Source organism: Pseudomonas sp. zfem005, assembly GCF_032621735.1.
Taxonomy (GTDB): Bacteria; Pseudomonadota; Gammaproteobacteria; order Pseudomonadales; family Pseudomonadaceae; genus Metapseudomonas; species Metapseudomonas solani.
Genome location: NZ_JAVYJE010000006.1, coordinates 274,579 through 291,415 on the forward strand (window position 1 = coordinate 274,579; position 16,837 = coordinate 291,415).

General features: G+C 62.8%; 12 protein-coding genes, 1 pseudogene and 1 riboswitch. Of the genes and pseudogenes, 6 read left to right on the forward strand and 7 right to left on the reverse strand.

Features of this window, described 5'->3' with window-relative positions:
• Positions 1-299 precede the first annotated feature (299 nt).
• The 5 genes from RTW82_RS15665 (at position 300) to RTW82_RS15685 (ending at position 12,459) form a co-directional block, all read left to right on the forward strand.
• Entirely contained in the window at positions 300-1,943 is a 1,644-nt protein-coding gene (locus RTW82_RS15665) for a methyl-accepting chemotaxis protein (protein ID WP_316925649.1), read from the forward strand.
• 56 nt (positions 1,944-1,999) lie between these two features.
• Positions 2,000-2,090, forward strand: a riboswitch (glycine riboswitch).
• A gap of 120 nt (positions 2,091-2,210) precedes the next feature.
• Positions 2,211-2,831, forward strand: coding sequence for a trimeric intracellular cation channel family protein (locus RTW82_RS15670; RefSeq protein ID WP_021221218.1), 621 nt, complete (start codon positions 2,211-2,213; stop codon positions 2,829-2,831).
• A gap of 303 nt (positions 2,832-3,134) precedes the next feature.
• On the forward strand, positions 3,135-4,709 hold the full coding sequence (locus RTW82_RS15675; protein WP_316925650.1) for a sensor domain-containing diguanylate cyclase: 1,575 nt from the start codon (positions 3,135-3,137) through the stop codon (positions 4,707-4,709).
• Positions 4,710-4,822: 113 nt separating this feature from the next.
• The gene (locus tag RTW82_RS15680; RefSeq protein WP_316925651.1) at positions 4,823-10,804 is read left to right on the forward strand and encodes a filamentous hemagglutinin N-terminal domain-containing protein; all 5,982 of its coding nucleotides are present in this window, start codon (positions 4,823-4,825) and stop codon (positions 10,802-10,804) included.
• A 2-nt stretch (positions 10,805-10,806) separates the two neighbouring features.
• Complete coding sequence (locus tag RTW82_RS15685; protein ID WP_316925652.1) at positions 10,807-12,459, forward strand: ShlB/FhaC/HecB family hemolysin secretion/activation protein; 1,653 nt, start codon at positions 10,807-10,809, stop codon at positions 12,457-12,459.
• Between the two features lie 282 nt (positions 12,460-12,741).
• Here RTW82_RS15685 and RTW82_RS15690 read toward each other — a convergent pair whose 3' ends face one another.
• Both RTW82_RS15690 and RTW82_RS15695 read right to left on the reverse strand, forming a co-directional pair.
• Complete coding sequence (locus RTW82_RS15690; protein WP_316925653.1) at positions 12,742-13,092, reverse strand: hypothetical protein; 351 nt, start codon at positions 13,090-13,092, stop codon at positions 12,742-12,744.
• Between the two features lie 428 nt (positions 13,093-13,520).
• The gene (locus RTW82_RS15695) at positions 13,521-13,817 is read right to left on the reverse strand and encodes a hypothetical protein (RefSeq protein WP_316925654.1); all 297 of its coding nucleotides are present in this window, start codon (positions 13,815-13,817) and stop codon (positions 13,521-13,523) included.
• Positions 13,818-13,911: 94 nt separating this feature from the next.
• On the opposite strand from RTW82_RS15695, the pseudogene RTW82_RS15700 reads away from it, so the two are divergent.
• Positions 13,912-14,091, forward strand: a pseudogene (locus tag RTW82_RS15700) (transposase); the annotation flags it as partial.
• Here the strand turns inward: RTW82_RS15700 and RTW82_RS15705 are convergent.
• The 5 genes from RTW82_RS15705 to RTW82_RS15725 form a co-directional block, all read right to left on the reverse strand.
• Positions 14,063-14,659 carry an imm11 family protein gene (locus RTW82_RS15705; protein ID WP_316925655.1) on the reverse strand — a complete coding sequence of 199 codons (597 nt, stop codon included), beginning with the start codon at positions 14,657-14,659 and terminating at the stop codon, positions 14,063-14,065. The pseudogene RTW82_RS15700 and the gene RTW82_RS15705 overlap by 29 nt on opposite strands.
• 668 nt (positions 14,660-15,327) lie before the next feature.
• Entirely contained in the window at positions 15,328-15,483 is a 156-nt protein-coding gene (locus RTW82_RS15710) for a hypothetical protein (protein ID WP_316925656.1), read from the reverse strand.
• A gap of 54 nt (positions 15,484-15,537) precedes the next feature.
• Positions 15,538-15,738, reverse strand: coding sequence for a hypothetical protein (locus tag RTW82_RS15715; RefSeq protein WP_316925657.1), 201 nt, complete (start codon positions 15,736-15,738; stop codon positions 15,538-15,540).
• Between the two features lie 308 nt (positions 15,739-16,046).
• Positions 16,047-16,409, reverse strand: a complete 363-nt coding sequence (locus tag RTW82_RS15720) for a hypothetical protein (protein ID WP_316925658.1) — start codon at positions 16,407-16,409, stop codon at positions 16,047-16,049.
• Positions 16,409-16,741, reverse strand: coding sequence for a hypothetical protein (locus tag RTW82_RS15725; RefSeq protein ID WP_316925659.1), 333 nt, complete (start codon positions 16,739-16,741; stop codon positions 16,409-16,411). Before RTW82_RS15725 ends, RTW82_RS15720 begins: the two co-directional genes overlap by 1 nt.
• Positions 16,742-16,837: the final 96 nt, after the last annotated feature.

Sequence of the window (16,837 nt, forward strand, 5' to 3'; positions counted from 1 at the left end):
CTGCCGGTTGTCTAGCCACACCACCTGACGGCTTCGCATCCGACCTAGGACCTCCCCTCAGTCAAGAACGAATCAAAACGCCGGCAATACCAGCGAAAGCTAGAGCGACAAAATGGCCTCCCAAGACATGCTTGGCAGCAGTTGAACGGCCGGTTCGTGATGCTGCTGAATAGGACGCAGAGCGTTCCGCGCCAAAGACGGCCTAGCCACTTGCCACTCAAGTTCTGTCAGAGTATTCCGAAACAAAAGTAAGCCACTGCAAGAGCGGCTGGACTCTCCACTCGGATGGAACTGAACCGATGTCATCGCTGCGCTCCGTCAGCCTGCAGACCAAGATTCTGCTGGCCTTCACCCTGGTCAACCTGATCAGCATCGCCACCTTCATCAGCTACGCGCAGTACGTGAAGTCCCTGGACATCCGCGAGCAGATGGACAACCGCCTGCGCGCGGCGGCCCATGCGGTGCCGCGCCTGCTGGGTAACGACTACCTGGAGCGGGCGCGGACGGCCGATGGCCTGCGCGAGGGCGAGTATCTGGAACAGGTGCGCAACCTCGGCGAGTACGCCGGCGAGGTGGACTTGAAGTTCGCTTACACCCTGATGGTCGACAGCGGCGGCCGGGTGTTCTACCTCTCCGACGGCGCCAGCGGCAGCGAGATCGCCAGCGACAGCTACGCCAAGCACCTGGAGGAGTACACCGACGCCAGCCCGGCGGTGATCCAGGCCGCGCGCAGCAACCAGGCGCAGTTCGACGAGTACACCGACAGCTACGGGACCTTCCGCTCGATCTTCCTGCCCATGCGCACCAGCGGCGGCCAGCCCTACGTGGTGGGCGTGGACGTCACCCTGAGCAGCCTCGACCAGGCCATCGCCGATAGCCTGCGCAGCCTGCTGCTCATCGGCGCGGTGACGCTGGGCATCGGCCTGCTGCTGTCCTGGCTGGCCACGCGCATGCTGGTCCACGCCATCCGCCAGCTCACCGGGCAGCTCAACCGCATCGCCCAGGAGCGCGACCTCTCGCACTCCCTGGCAGTCACCAGCAACGACGAACTCGGGCAGATGGGTACGCGCCTGTCCGGCCTGCTGCAGGACCTGCGGCAAACCCTTTCCGGCGCCCTCGGCATGGCCGACAGCAACCAGCAGCTGGCGGAAACCTTCCTGCACCGCGCCGACGACATCACCCAGCAGATCCAGCAGGCGGCGCACCAACTGGCCGACGTCGACCAACACGGACAATCGATCCAGCAGGCCGCCGGGCAATCCCACAGCCTGGCCGGCGCGGTGCGCAGCAACCTCGAACGCACCAGCGCCGAACTCAGCCGCGCCCACCAGGAGCTGCAACAGCTGATCGCCGATGTGCACGGCAGCACCTCCTCCAACATCGAACTGGCCACCGACCTCGACGGCCTCAGCCGTGAGGCCGAGCAGATCGGCCAGGTGCTGCAGATGATTGCGGGTATCTCCGAGCAGACCAACCTGCTGGCCCTCAACGCCGCCATCGAAGCCGCGCGCGCCGGCGAAGCGGGCCGTGGCTTCGCCGTGGTCGCCGACGAGGTGCGCAAGCTGGCAGGGCAGACCAAGAGCGTGCTGGCCGATGCGCACAAGGTGATCGACCAGGTCACCGGCGCCATCCGCCAGATCGCCCAGCGCATGGGCAGCACCGCCGAGCGCTCGCGCGCCCTGGCGGGCAACGCCGACGAAGCGCTGGAAGCCCTCGACACCCTGGTGCGGCAGATGGGCGAGGTGAACGCCAATGTCGAGCAGGCGCTGACCAGCAGCGAGCACATCCAGCATGCGGTGGCCGATATGTCCGGCCGCCTGGGCGATATGCGCGGCGCCTTCGAGCACACCCGCCAGGATGTGGACGCCATCAACCACTCCGCCGCTGAACTGGGCGAGACGGCACGTGCCTTGAAAAGCGGGCTGGGGGCCTTCCGCACCTGACAGGTGCAGGCGCGGAAGCTGACCACTCGCACAAGTTCGTCAGCGCCCCTATAATCCGCGCCCCCGCAGGAGAGCGAGGCGCCATGCGCCTCCGCCGAAGGCGCAAACTCCCATAATCGCTCAGGCAGAAGTCACTGCGGGTTCCATGATCGCCAACTGGAGAGCGGCCGCCCGCGAGCGGCCCACCGAAGGGGCAAGCGGCCCACGCCGCGCAAACTCTCAGGTACACAGGACAGGGGGAGGGGCAGCACAACGCAGGAGTTCTGTGTGCTCACCTACGTCTACCTGATTGCAATCGTCGCCGAAGCCATGTCCGGTGCCCTCGCCGCCGGCCGGCGCAATATGGACCTGTTCGGCGTCAGCCTCATCGCCTTCCTCACCGCCCTCGGCGGCGGCACCGTCCGCGACATCCTCCTCGGCCACTACCCGGTGAGCTGGACCCAGCACCCCGAATACATCTTCCTCACCATCGGCGCCGGCCTCTCGGCCATGCTCCTGGCCAGGTTCATGCACCACCTGCGGCAGCTGTTCCTGGTGCTCGACGCCATGGGCCTGATCGCCTTCACCGTGATCGGCTGCAACGTCGCCCTGGGCCTGGACTACGCCCTGCCGGTGGTGGCCATGGCCGGGATCATCACCGGCATCTTCGGCGGCATCCTCCGCGACATCCTCTGCAACCGCACCCCGCAGGTCCTACGCCAGGAGCTCTACGCCAGCGTCTCCCTGCTGGTCGCCCTGCTCTACCTCGGCCTGCGCCAGCAAGGCGTCGACGACGACCTCAACCTGCTCGCCTCCTTCAGCGTCGGCCTGCTGCTGCGACTTTCGGCGATCCGTTTCAGCTGGTCGCTGCCGATGTTTTCCTATGCGCCGGGGCGCTGGGAGCATTGAAAGTCTCCGCACCCACCCACCGAGCCCGGCTCGGTTCGGTGCGCCCCATCTCCAGCCTGCCAGCGCAGCCCCGGGCCCGCGGTGTCGCCCGATCCCGGAGCGCACAAATGGTGGCACCTCGCCGTTTCGGCCTTGGTTTCACCTTGCCCGAAGGGTAAAATCCACACGTTTTCCCGGGCTTTTCTACGGGCCTGTGACGGCCCTGGCCAAAGCCCGCTCGCTCACCACGACGATGCGTCGCCCGTAGGACCCGCTGCAAGGATCGCAGTCGCCTTGAGCGCTAGACCCATCGGGACATGACCCATGCCGTTCGGGCCGCCCCCCAAGCTCAACCTGCGCAGCCTCATCCTGCTGTTCGCACTCGCCGCGACCCTGGCGACGCTGGCCAACAACCTGCTGGTGACCTATGGCATCCAGCGCCAGGCACTGGTGCAGAACGCCCTGGAGGCCAACCGCGCCTATGCGGCCAAGCTCGCCGCCAGCATCAACGAGAACCTGGCCGGTGACCTGGAGCGCCTGCGCTTCAGCGCCACCCTGCTGGGCAACGTGCCGGGGGACACGAAACAGATGGCGCTGGAGGCCGAGCGCCTGCTGATGCAGGACCACAGCTTCAACACCGTGCTGGTGGCCGATGCCGAGGGCACCGTGGTGGCTTCCAAGCCCGACAGCCTGGGCATCAACGGCCAGGCCCTGCGCTCGCGGGAGGCCCTGCAGCAGCGCCGGGCGATGGTCAGCCCGGCGTTCCGCTCCCTGGCGGGCAACCTCATCGTCTTCGTTTCCCACCCCATCTGGGGCCCCGATGGCCAGTACCGGGGGCTGATCGGCGGCACCATCTACCTGGGCAAGCCCAATGCCCTGGATTCGCTGGTCAGCCAGCACTTCCACCATGACGCGTCCAACGTCTACCTGGTGGACCCGGACCGCAAGGTGCTGTTCCACCCCGACACCAGCCGCGTTGGCGAGCGCCTGGGCGCCAACCCCATCGTCGATGCGGTGCTCAAGGGCGAGAGCGGCGCCATGCAGGCGGTCAACACACGGGGCGTGGAGATGCTGGCCGGCTACGCCAGCGTGCCGCTGAGTGGCTGGGGCGTGGTGGCGCAGCAGCCCCTGGCTGCAGCCCAGGCGGCGCTGGAGGAGTTGATGAAGCGCCTGCTCGCCGGCCTGCTGCCCATGAGCCTGCTGGGCATCGGGCTGATCCTGTGGATTTCCGCGCGCATCAGCCGCCCGCTGCGGCAACTGGCCGAGAGCGCCGCGCAGCCCGAGCGGGCGGAGAAGGCCCTGCGGGTGAAAGCCTGGTATGCCGAGGCCTGGATGATCAAGCAGGCGCTGCTGGCCGGGCTGGAGGTCACCCGGGCCAAGCTTGGCCAACTGGACCAGCAGGCCAAGAGCGATCCGCTCACCGGGCTGGCCAACCGCCGCGCCATGGAGGAGCGCTTGCAGGCCTGGCAGCGCCTGGGCACGCCGTTCTCCGTGATCAGCCTGGACATCGACCACTTCAAGCGGGTCAACGACACCTTCGGCCACGACACGGGTGACGATGTGCTACGCCAGTTCGCCGACCTGCTGCGCCAGAGCTGTCGGGAGCGGGACCTGCCGTGCCGTGTCGGCGGCGAGGAGTTCATCCTGCTGCTGCCCGAGGCGCCCCTGCGCACGGCAGCAGAGGTGGCCGAGCGCTTCCGCGCCCGGCAGGAGGCCACCCCGATCGACCCGGTGGGGCAGATCACCGTTTCCCTCGGTGTGGTGCACTGGTCACCCCGAGGCGGGCGCAGTGTGCAGGACGTGCTCAAGCGCGCGGACGAGCTGCTCTACCAGGCCAAGCAGGCCGGGCGCAACCGGGTGATGGCGGACGAGATACGGGCATTCGAGTCAATCAGCTGACGCCAAAAATTCATGATGTAAAAAATTCCTGACAGCCAATTCCTAGGTAAAAGTCGCCGTGATATACAGCGGCGGCTTTCTCGAGCCCTTCTTGCCGTCAAAGGACTGCTGTCATGAATCGAGCCTTCTCGCTGGTCTGGAATCCCCGTCTGCGCGCCTGGTGTGTCGCCGATGAGCATACCCGGAGACGCAAGGCGGGCTCCGGCGCGGTCCTGGCGTGTGCGCTGCTGGCCCCGGTGGCGGGCCTGGCGGCCGACCTGCCGACCGGCGGCCAGGTGGTTTCCGGCAGTGGCGCCATCAGCCAGCCCAACGCCCAGCAGATGGTCATCGACCAGTCCAGCAACAAGCTGGCGATCAACTGGCAGAGCTTCGACATCGGCGCCGGCAAGCGGGTGACCTTCAACCAGCCCGGCAGTGATTCCATCGCCCTCAACCGCGTGGTGGGCAGCGACGGCTCGAAGATCATGGGCCAGCTGGATGCCAACGGCCGGGTCTTCCTGGTCAACCCCAATGGCGTGCTGTTCGGCAGCGGTGCCCAGGTCCAGGTCGGCGGCCTGGTGGCCTCGACCCTCGACATCGACCCGCAGGATTTCGAACGCGGCAACTACCGTTTCAAGGGCGACGGCACGCCGGCGGCCGTGGTCAACCAGGGCACCCTCACCGCAGCCGACGGCGGCGCCGTGGCGCTGCTGGGGGGCACCGTCAGCAACCAGGGGGTGATCGTCGCCCAGCAGGGCAGCGTGGCCCTGGCGGCCGGCAATGCCGTGACCCTGGACTTTGCCGGCGACGGCCTGCTCAACGTCCAGGTGGACGGGGCCGCTGCGGATGCGCTGGTGGAGAATCACAAGCTGATCCGCGCCGACGGCGGCAAGGTGCTGCTCACCGCCGATGCCGGCGATGCGCTGCTCAAGACCGTGGTCAACAACACCGGCGTGATCGAGGCCCGCACCCTGGGCCAGAAGAACGGCAAGATCATGCTCATGGGCGATTTCGACGGCGGCGTGGTCAAGGTGGCCGGCACCCTCGATGCCAGTGCCCCGAACGGCGGCAATGGTGGCTTCATCGAGACCAGCGGTGCCCACGTGCAGGTTGCCGATGACGTGAAGGTCACCACCCTGGCCAAGCCCGGCAAGGGCAAGACCGGCGAATGGCTGATCGACCCCTACAACGTGACCATTTCCACTGCCAGCAGCACCGGCATGGGTGGCTTCAACGGCAACGCCAACGACAGCGTGCTCAACGTCAACACCCTGACCAACGCCCTGGCCAGCACCGGGGTGACGGTGACCACCGGGGTCGGTGGCAGTCAGGCCGGCAACATCACCGTGGATGCGCCCATCAGCTGGAGCGCCGACACCACCCTGACGCTGAACGCCGCCGGCAGCGTCATCATCAACAAGGACATCACCGCCACCGGCACCAACGCGGGGCTCTCGCTGGTCTACGGCAACGGCTACCGGCTGGGCAGCGGCGCCCGCGTCACCCTGTCGGGCAGCAACGCCAGCCTCAGCCTGGGGGGCACCAGCTACACCCTGATCCATGACCTCGCCGGTTTGCAGGGTGTCGGCGCCAGTGGCAACTACGCCCTCGCCACCGACCTGGACGCCAGCGCCACGCGCACCTGGAACGGCGGCCAGGGCTTCGCGCCGCTGCAAGGTTTCAGCGGCACCTTTACCGGCCTCGGTCACGCCGTGGATGGCCTGACCATCGCCCGTGGTTCCGAGAACAACGTGGGCCTGTTCCAGGCCGTCAGCGGGCAGGTGCGCGACCTGACCCTGTCCAATGCCGCCATCACCGGCAACATCACCGTCGGCGCCATCAGCGGGTCCCTCAGCGGCACGCTGTCGGGCATCCACGTCACCGGCTCGGTGCTGGGCAACGGCTCCAACGTCGGCGGCCTGGTCGGCCAGGTCACCAATGGCACGCTGCAGGGGGCGTCCTCGACCGCCAGCGTGACGGGCCTGAGCAACGTGGGCGGCCTGGCCGGCACCCTGCAGAACGGCACGCTGGCCGATGCCTATTCCACGGGGTCGGTGACCGGCACCATCAGCAACAGCAGCGCCTTCGCCGGCGGGCTGGTGGGCAATGTCTTCGACTCGGCAACCCTGACCAACACCTACGCCAGCGGCCGGGTCCAGGGCTACACCGCCACGGGTGGCCTGATCGGCGGCACCTTCCTGTCCACCATCACCTTCGCCAACAGCTACTGGGACGTGAACAGCACCGGGCAGGCCAGCAGCGCCAGCGGTGGCACCGCCATCACTTCGGCCAATGCCCGCAACCAGTCCACCTACAACGGCTTCGACTTCACCAACACCTGGGTGATGTTCGAGGGTGATACCCGGCCGATGCTGCGCAGCGAGTACTCCACCGCGGTGTACACCCCCCATGCCTTGCAACTGATCGGCATGAACCTGGCCGGCAACTACCGGCTCGGCACCTCCCTCGACCTTGGCGCCGCGCTTGCTGCAGGCGGCAACGGTTACTACGCCGATGTCTGGGGCGCATCGGGCTTCAAGCCCCTGGGCAGCGACACCGGCAGCTTCACCGGCAGCTTCAATGGACAGGGCTTCGGCCTCAGCGGCCTGACCATCAACCGAGCGAGCACCAACTACGTGGGCCTGTTCGGCTACACCTCCGGCGCAACCCTGGCCAACGTCAAGCTGGTGGGCGGCAGTGTCACCGGCAGCGACGGTGTCGGCGCGCTGGTCGGCTACATGACGGGCGGGACCCTTGGCAGCGCATCAGCCAGCACCACCGTCAGCGGCACCAGCACTGGCGAGGCTAATACCGGTGGGCTGGTGGGCACCAACGACGGCGGCGCCATCGCCGATGCCTCCGCCAGTGGCAACGTCACCGGCGCCGGCTACCAGATCGGCGGCCTGGTCGGCATCAATTTCAACGGCGGCAGCATCACGCGCGCCTATGCCACCGGCAATGTGACCGGCACCAACCCGAACAACGGCCTCGGCTATGTCGGTGGGCTGGTCGGAGCCAACGGCTACAGCGGCAATGGCGGTTCCATCAGCCAGTCCTACGCCACTGGCACGGTGAGGGCGGCGGCGGGGCCCATCGGCGGTTTCGTCGGCCATAACGAAGGCAGCATCACCGACTCCTACGCCACCGGCGCGGTAATCGGCCAAGGCTCCGCCAGCAACATCGGCGGCTTCGTCGGGGTCAACTTCGTCAACGGCACCATCGGCAACAGCTACTCCACCGGCTACGTCGCCGGCGGCAGCCAGATGGGCGGCTTCGCCGGCTACAACAACGGTGGCAGCAGTGCCATCACCAACGCCTACTGGGACATCCAGACCAGCGGCCAGACGCTGGGCAGCGCCGGCGGGGTGGCGGCTGGAATCACCGGACGCACCACCGCCCAGTTGCAAGGCAGCCTGCCGGCCGGTTTCGCCTCCCCGATCTGGGGCATCGGCACCAACCTCTATCCGTATCTGCAATGGCGCTACAGCACCACACCCAACGCCGTGAGCGGCCGGGTGTTCAGCGACGCCGGCAGCACGGCACTCGCTGGCGCCACCGTCAGTGCCGTGTCGGGTGGGCAACTGATCGGCAGCGCCTCCACCGGGGCGAACGGCTACTACTACGTCCTTGGCGAAGCCAGCCGGTTCGACGGCAATGGCACGCTCACCTACCTGGAGAGTGGTTCCAGCCAGGGTGCCGCGTTCAGTGATCGTGTCGGCTACCTCGGTATCCAGGGCCTGGATATCTATGCCTCGGCCATGCGCCTGGTGACTGGGCAGGGCAGCCTCACGGCAACCCGCAGCCGCTACCTGGCCGCTCGGGGCAGCTACGCCGACAGCGATCTCGGCTTCCTCGCGCTCTCCGACTTCGGCGGTCTCACCGATACCGGCTATGGCCTCTACCTGAGCGCCACTCCCGCCAGCTACAGCCTGGACACCGACCTCGGCTCCGGCGGGCTGTTGAGCCTCGACAGCGGCGGCGCCTTCGGCATCAGCGGTACCCGCCAGCTGTCGGCAGCCGGCAACCTCAGCGTGGCCGACCGTCTGACCTGGGGCGACAACGCCGGGCTGACCCTCAGCACCAGCAACAGCGGCAACATCCTCTTGGGTGATGGCATCGACGCCGCCAACGGCAGCCTGACCCTGTCTGCTGCCGGCACCGTGACCAGCAACGGGAGCGTCAACCTCGGTGTGCTGAATCTCACCGGCGGCACCTGGAGCCAGGTCGCGGCCAGCCTGCCGAGTTTCAACGTCACCGACTTCCGCCTCAGCCCCAGCGCCACCTTCATACGGGCCCTGGCCGGGGACGGCAGCGCCGCCACCCCGTACCGCATCGCCGATGTCTATGGGCTCCAGGGGCTGGCCTCCACCAGCCTGGCGGGCAGCCGCTTCGTTCTGGCGAACGATATCGACGCCTCCAGCAGTGCGCTGTGGAACAGCGGCACCGGCTTCCTCTCCATCGGCAGCCTGGCCAACCCCTTCACCGGCCGGTTCGACGGGCAGGGGCACCGCATCAGCGGCCTGGCCATCAACCGCCCCGGCAGCACCTACAGCGGCCTGTTCGGCTACAACGCCGGTTATGTCGGCAACCTCAACCTGGTGGGCGGCAGCGTGGTCGGCGGTACTTACACCGGCGCCCTGGTGGGCTACAACGCTTCGGCGGGTGTGATCGAGCGGGTCAGCAGCGACACCAGCGCCACCGGTACGGGCAACGTCGGCGCCCTGGTCGGCACCAACGCCGGCACCCTCAGCGAGTCCCTGGCCACGGGCAGCGCCAGCGGCGGCCTGAATGGCGGCGGCCTGGCTGGCAGCAACGCCAGCACCGGCACCATCCGCGACAGCTACACCACCGGCAGCGCCCAGGGCAGCGCCATGGCAGGCGGCCTGGTCGGGTTCAACGACGGCAGCCTGCTGCGTGTTTATTCCACGGGTACCGCCAGTTCCAGTGTCGGTGCGGTCGGCGGCCTGGTGGGCAGCAATGCCGGCACTGCCACCGGCAGTTTCTGGAACACCACCACCAGCGGCCTGGCACAGGGCGTCGGGGCCGGCAATGCCTCGGGCGTATCGGGGTTGACCAGCACCCAGCTCACCACCCTGGCGCCCTTCGTGGCGGCCGGCTGGAGCATCGACGACGCCGGCGGCACAGGTGCCACCTGGCGCATGTACGAGGGCCACAGCGCACCACTGCTGCGCACCTTCATGACCGCCCTCAGCGTCAACGTCGGCAACGCCAGCAAGACCTACGACGGCAACGCCACCAGCAGCACCGGTGCCTTGGTGTTCCCCATCGGCTACGACCCGGCCCTGGTTTCCGGCAGTGCTGTCTACACCGCCAACAGTGCCAACGCCGGCACCTACAGCGGTGCCAACCTGCGCGCGAGCGGGCTCTATTCCAGCCAGTTCGGCTATGACATCGAGATGCTCGCCGGCACCCTGACCATCGACAAGGCGGCCCTGACCATCACCGCCAGCAATGCCAGCAAGACCTACGGCCAGACGGCCTCGCTGAGCGGCTTCACCACCTCGGGCCTGATCACGGGTGACCAGGTCAGCGGTGTGGATCTCACCAGCCTGGGGTCGGTGTTCAATGCTGGCGTCGGCAACTACGCCATTGCTGCCAGCAACGCCCAGGGCAGCGGGCTGGGCAACTACGACATCACCTACGGCAGCGGCACCCTGACCATCGACAAGGCTGCGCTGGCCATTACCGCCAGCAATGCCAGCAAGACCGCCGGCCAGGTGGCGAGCCTCAGTGGCTTCTCCAGTGCCGGTCTGGTGGCCGGCGACCAGATCAGCGGCGTCAGCCTGAACAGCGGTGGGGCCGGGACCGGGGCCACGGCGGGCAACTACGCCATCGTCGCCAGCAACGCCCAGGGCACCGGCCTGGGCAACTACGACATCACCTACGTTGACGGCATGCTCACCGTCACCGAGACGCTGTCCGTCGGCACCGTCACCGACCCGCGCGTGCCTGCCGCGCAGATGACCGGTAAGCAACCCGGCAGCGAAACCGAGCGACCGCTGGTGGTGGTCACCCCGGCTCTATTCGCACCGGCCGAGTTCGGCGCGCAGCTCAACCTCGTCAACAACGGCATTCGTCTTCCCGAAGGAATCTGAAGATGCGTTCGACTCCCGTGCTGGCCGGCCTTGCCGCCTCGCTGCTCAGCCTGTCCGTCTCCGCCGCCACCGCTCCGGATGCCGGCCAGGTGCAGCAAGGCCTCGACCAGCAGCCCCTGCAACTGAGTCCCCGGCAGTCCCTGCCGATCAACCTCCCGGACACGCCCGCCGACCCGTCGGCCGAGGCCGGTCCGCGCCTGCAGGTCAACGGTTTCACCCTGGAAGGCAATAGCGCACTGGGCAGCGAAGAGCTGCTGGGCCTGCTGGCCGACCTGCCCGGCAAGGAACTCAGCGTCGGCCAGCTGCAGGCGGCCGCCAACCGCATCACCCGGCGTTACCGCGAACAGGGCTACCCCCTGGCGCGTGCCTACCTACCGGCCCAGGAGATCGATGGCGGGTTGGTGAAGATCGCCGTGCTGGAAGGGCGCTACGGCGAGGTCCGCGTCGACAACCCGGTAGGCCTGGGTGGCAGCGCACTGGCGCCGCTGGCCGCGCTGAAAACCGGCGATGCGGTGCAGGGCCAGCCCCTGGAGCGCAGCCTGCTGCTGCTGCAGGACACCCCCGGCGTGGAGGTGAAGTCCACCCTGCGACCCGGTGCCAGCACCGGCACCACCGACCTGCTGGTGGGCCTGCAGAAGGCGCCCCTGGTCACCGGCTCGGTGGACATGGACAACTACGGCAACCGCTTCGTCGGCCAGTACCGCCTGGGCGGTACCATGAACCTGAACAACCCGCTCAACCTCGGCGACCGCCTCAGCCTGCGGGCCATGGGCAGTGACGAGGACCAGCACTACGGCCGCGTGGCCTACCAGTTGCCGCTCGGCCCCTGGGCCACCCAGTTCGGCGTCGCCTACTCGGACATGGACTACGAGCTGGGCAAGGACTTCGAGGACCTGCGCGCCCACGGCAACGCGCGCATCGCCAGCGTCTACGCTATCCAGCCCCTGGTGCGCTCGCGGGACTTCAGCCTGTTCACCCAGTTGCAGCTCGACGACAAGCGCCTGAAGGACGACATCGACCTGTTCGATGAGAAGAGCGACAAGCACGCCCGCGTCGTGACCCTCACCCTCAACGGCAACAGCCGTGACGACCTCCTCGGCGGCGGCATCAACAGCTTCGCCCTCGGCTGGAGCCAGGGCAGCCTGACCCTCGACGGCGCCCAGGCCCGGCGCACCGACGACGCCACCGCCGGCACCCGTGGCCGCTTCCACAAGCTCAACCCCAGCCTGGTGCGCCTGCAGCGCCTCAGCGACCGCTTCAGCCTCTACACCCAGCTCCAGGGCCAGTGGGCAGACGGCAACCTGGACAGCTCCGAGAAACTCTACCTAGGCGGCGCCTACGGCGTTCGCGCCTACCCCCAGGGCGAGGCCTCGGGCGATCAGGGCTGGCTGGCCAACGTCGAGCTGCGCTACGCCCTCACCGAGGCCTGGCAGCTGTCCACCTTCGTCGACCACGGCGAAGTGCGCCTGAACAAGGACGCCTGGACCTCGGACGACAACCACCGCAGCCTCTCCGGCGCCGGTTTCGGTGCCCTGTGGGCGGCCCATGGCTGGCAGGTCAACGCCGTGGCGGCCTGGAAGCTGGGCAGCGCCGCAGCCGAGAGCGACGTGGAGCGCACGCCGCGCGTCTGGGCCCAAGTGGTGCGCGCCTTCTGAGTCCGTGCCCCTGCCTGATGGGCAGGGGCATGGCGGGGTTTGCCGGTGCTACGGGCACAGCCTGGAGACAGGCCGCCCAACAGGTCGCAATCAATGATCCGACTGCTGGCCCGACCGTCGCAGTCACTGCAGCGCCTTCCGAGTGGATCGAGAAAGCCACCCCTGTTGGGCGCCAGCCTCATCGCACGGTGGTGAGCCGAACCCCACCTCCGGGTGCCTCTTCATCCCCGTCGGTGTCGGCCTCGGTAATGACCCTGACCAGGCTCAAGCGCTCCTTGCGGATCAGCACTCGATACCGACCATCCACTGGGTCTTGTCAGCGTTGCTGCGGTCCAGATCGGCACGACGGACGAGCGGTTCCGTACATCCCCGAGGCTTGATGTACTCCTCCGCTGCGCGCGCCGCCTCATCGATCGACATGGGGCGGCGGTCATCCCGCTGCACGGTGATATAGAAGGGCTTCTGGAACATCACGATGTAGGCATCCAGCGTGTAGCGCTGGCCCACGATCTCGAGGTTGGCGTGGTACTCGTCGAAGCGAGTGAGATGGCGGGTGTCGACCTCACGGGACGAAGCGCATCCCTGGGCCAGTAATACGAAGCCCGCCAAGCAGGCCAACGAAGTCATTTTCATGTGTCTCTCCAAATGGAGGCTCCACTCGAGTGCGGAGCCCTCCAGTAAAAACGCCGGATTGCTCCGGCAGGGGCCCGTTCAATTACTAACTGGGGATCAGCCTATCGACGCTCTTCGTTGTTAAACAGGATGAGTACATTGCCATCACCCAGTGCATTCTTGATGATCGCCTCCACCGTTGGCAGTAAACTCGCAGCACTCTTGTCGTTAAGGTCAACTAAAAATAAACAGCTTGCACGCATGCCGTACTCAAGTGCGATTTCTACCAAAACAGAATCAGAGTAAGTAGTAGGATTTTTTAAGTCATCAATACTAGAAATTAGGAATTTTTCCGCAAAAAATCCTGGTACTGCACGGCCAGCAAGTCAAGTATCCCTTTGACATCTTCGGCGGTACGTGATGAGTAGCAAAATAGAGAAATAGCCAACTCAGTTTCCTCCGAATTTAATGACAGTTGGCGCCCCCGATTTGTCGATGATGATGACTTGCTTAAGACCGAAAACCGGGTAATTGGTTAGTTGCTCTTTAAGTACGCCGGGGGTAGTCGGGGTGCCAGCCAAATTGACTACAACGTTATCTGCTTGCCCTTTTTCGACTTTTTTACCGATTTCAGTCCATGCATCTCGAACACTGCCAGTCGAGGGTGCATAGTTGTCAAACACCTGTCCATTGATGATGTAGTCAGGATTTTTTCCATTCGGCAAGGTTGGGGGATTTTGTTGCACCTAGTAGCCGCTGTTGGCAAGCGTCGTCGCACTCTCATTCTCACGGGTCAGCGAGCGTATTGTTGCCGCATCGTCAGCCAGATTTATTGGCTGTCGGCAGCGCAACATCATCGAGCGGATGTTCGGCTGGCTAAAGGAGAACCGAAGAGTCGGCACCCGTTACGACAAGCTTGCCAAGAGTTTTACCGCAATAGTCACCCTGATTTGTACGCAGCGATGCTTACGCCAGCATTTTCGTACAGAACCTAGGCAACAGTTACTCGATCACCGCTGACCGATTCAAAAGCGGCCCCAGTCACACCTGCGCCTTCAAAGCGGAGCTTTATCTCCTCGCTGACTATTAGCGCACCCAAGTATTTTTTCAACCTAAAAACATGATGCGATCCAATTCTTGCTGGATCAACAACCAGATTAAAGAAAGAGCGATAATCGCCTGCCATATCCGGCCTCACAGGGTCATTAAAATCGTATTTACTGAAATCAGATCGCTCTTCATCAACGCAATCAATTTGCGTTTCAACAATCATCAGGAAGTAATCCTGAACAACATGCTTCCCTTCTATCTCAACTGGCTCAAAAACGACATTTCGGTATGGCTCATCGATCTCTGGCATTCCAGACAACGCACCGCAAGCCTTCGCGCTCAACACGGGAACACTAGCGTAGCCAGCAAGAGTGTAGTCAACCTCATCACCATCAAATCGAACATCAAGGGTATATCTGCCAGGCTCCATAAAATTCACTGGCGGGTTACTAAAATGCCAATTATTCACATGCCTAACATCACCAAAAAACCATTTATCAAGAATTTCATTATCCTGCCTGAGCAAATAATATTTCACGCCATTACCCCACAACTCATTAATTAACCAGACTTCCTAATTGAGGGCCGCACCAACAGGTGGGCACATTCAAAACATAATTTCCAAACTTTCTGAACCACCAACCTAAATAACCGCGCCACCCCAAGGAGTCGATCATCAAACGCTCTTAAGCAGCTAAATTATACTCTGACCAGGCGGAACACTTATTGGATACATATCATCCCAATCAATTAAAAAACACCAGTCGAGCCATAAAACAATGTTTTCCCTTTCAAGTAACGCGAGAGCAGTTTCTCAGCAACTGGAAGAGAAAATTAAAACAGAACACCTGACGACTAACGAAGAAAATTTAGCGCAAATCCGGTGTTATCGCCATACAAATAGCCTCACCAAACCTCATGCATCTCCGCTCTGTAATTTTTCAATTCGCTCAACAAGCAGCGGGGCACTGATGATTCCTTCTGTTGGATACATTAACTCCTCAGGGAGCAGACATCTCTCCAATCGAACCGCATCACCTCTACTCCACAACCAGATAGAACCTCCTAGGCCTCCATTTCTAGAGCGGAGTGTGGGGAATACCTGCAAGCTCTCGGGAACTGGAGTGTTTACAACCACGGATAGCAGACCTTGATTAACAGCACTCTGAACCACAAAAAACGCCGAAAACTGAACTGGGCCACTAACTACAGCTGAAAAATCTTCTGGCGGCGCGTCGTAAAACCCGGAAACACTCGAATCAAATAACCAAATTCGGGATGTTTGTGCGTCACTTGCACATATGCAACCCCTTGCGATGTCAGAACCTGCAATACATCACCCAACTTTACTTTCTTTGCCATTTAAAATCCTTCATACCCTGCTTTCTTCAAAAGCTCAGCACCTCGAATAAGAGCCTACTCATACTTGGTCGGGTCCTTAATCTTGGAGATAGAGTTAATTTTATTAATGAGCATTTCACCATCTTTTCCGAGACCATGAAAGTCAATCAGCGTTTGCTCAACCGCACGAGCATCCGTACTTGACAGCCCTTCAAGCCCCATAATTTTCGTAATCACAATCCCTTTCTCGCGCAGGTGCGCCTGACCTCGCTTCACTATGTCGTCGGTAATACCTACAATAGCGGGTCACTCCATCAACTACGCAGCTGTAGACGCAAGTCTTGCCGCCAATCGAAACGGCTTTGCCTGTTTATTTTGCCCCAACAGCCCCCCATCAAGGCATCACAACAACACCAAGCCAGCGCAAACGTAGGGCGGGTTATCCGAAGATGTAGCCCGCCGAGCGATGGTTAAACTCACACAAAAGCCACGTTCCGCCACATCGATCACACCCGGCGCATGTCGAAAGCAAAGTCCGCGCGGGTCAAATTACCCACCCTACAGGGCTTTCACAATCGATTGAGTCATGAAGCAGGGCTATATATATCCAGCTCATTATCAACCTCATGCGCAACAACAACTCCAAGATTATCCGCCAGCAACCTCGCAACGACTTTCACGACAGGCAAAACAATATCATCGCACACAACAAGTTTCGTTAGCTTATCTTTGTAAATCGAGATCATATATTCGTAATTATCTTCATAGCCATAAGTATTTGACTCTAGCTTCACGCTTAAACCAAACACAGACAATGAACTGTACTCACCGTTTAACGAATTAGCACTACTACCCTCTAAATTGAATGGCATTCCAAGTGCATGAAAAACTAGATCTGCCACCTCACTGTCTTCGCTATTCGCATTAAAAAATAATACTTCTATCATCAAAATCTCACCATATCTGCATCTGTAAATGTCCCTAGCTTAAATCCACCAGGCGTAATTTCACGACCAAGAATTTTCGACCACTTATCCGACCACGCTTTCAATGCCGGATACCTTTTAAATAGTTTATTCGGATGAATAAAGCCCGAAATATTTTCACTACTACTAATCGCAATATCTTTAGAAAGATCTATAAAAACATCTATATCACTAGGCTTCATGCCATCTTGTGCATCAAACCTGAACGACCCGCACTTACTTGATGGGTTGGTTATTGAGCTTCCCCTGACACCAATACTTTGGCACTCCAATCCAGACTCTTTAAGAGCCAATGCAAGCTCATTTCCAACCTACGCAAACTGTTTATTATCAGTAAACCCACGAGGCCATTAGGCAAATCAAACTTATTTGGAACAACTTTCGTTCCC

What these genes read in the sequence shown, in the direction of transcription:
- RTW82_RS15710 (WP_316925656.1), bottom strand. Translation starts at nt 15,483, where the DNA reads ATGGCAAAGAAAGTAAAGTTGGGTGATGTATTGCAGGTTCTGACATCG.
- RTW82_RS15720 (WP_316925658.1), bottom strand. Translation starts at nt 16,409, where the DNA reads ATGATAGAAGTATTATTTTTTAATGCGAATAGCGAAGACAGTGAGGTG.
- RTW82_RS15680 (WP_316925651.1), top strand. Translation starts at nt 4,823, where the DNA reads ATGAATCGAGCCTTCTCGCTGGTCTGGAATCCCCGTCTGCGCGCCTGG.
- RTW82_RS15665 (WP_316925649.1), top strand. Translation starts at nt 300, where the DNA reads ATGTCATCGCTGCGCTCCGTCAGCCTGCAGACCAAGATTCTGCTGGCC.
- RTW82_RS15690 (WP_316925653.1), bottom strand. Translation starts at nt 13,092, where the DNA reads ATGAAAATGACTTCGTTGGCCTGCTTGGCGGGCTTCGTATTACTGGCC.
- RTW82_RS15675 (WP_316925650.1), top strand. Translation starts at nt 3,135, where the DNA reads ATGCCGTTCGGGCCGCCCCCCAAGCTCAACCTGCGCAGCCTCATCCTG.
- RTW82_RS15685 (WP_316925652.1), top strand. Translation starts at nt 10,807, where the DNA reads ATGCGTTCGACTCCCGTGCTGGCCGGCCTTGCCGCCTCGCTGCTCAGC.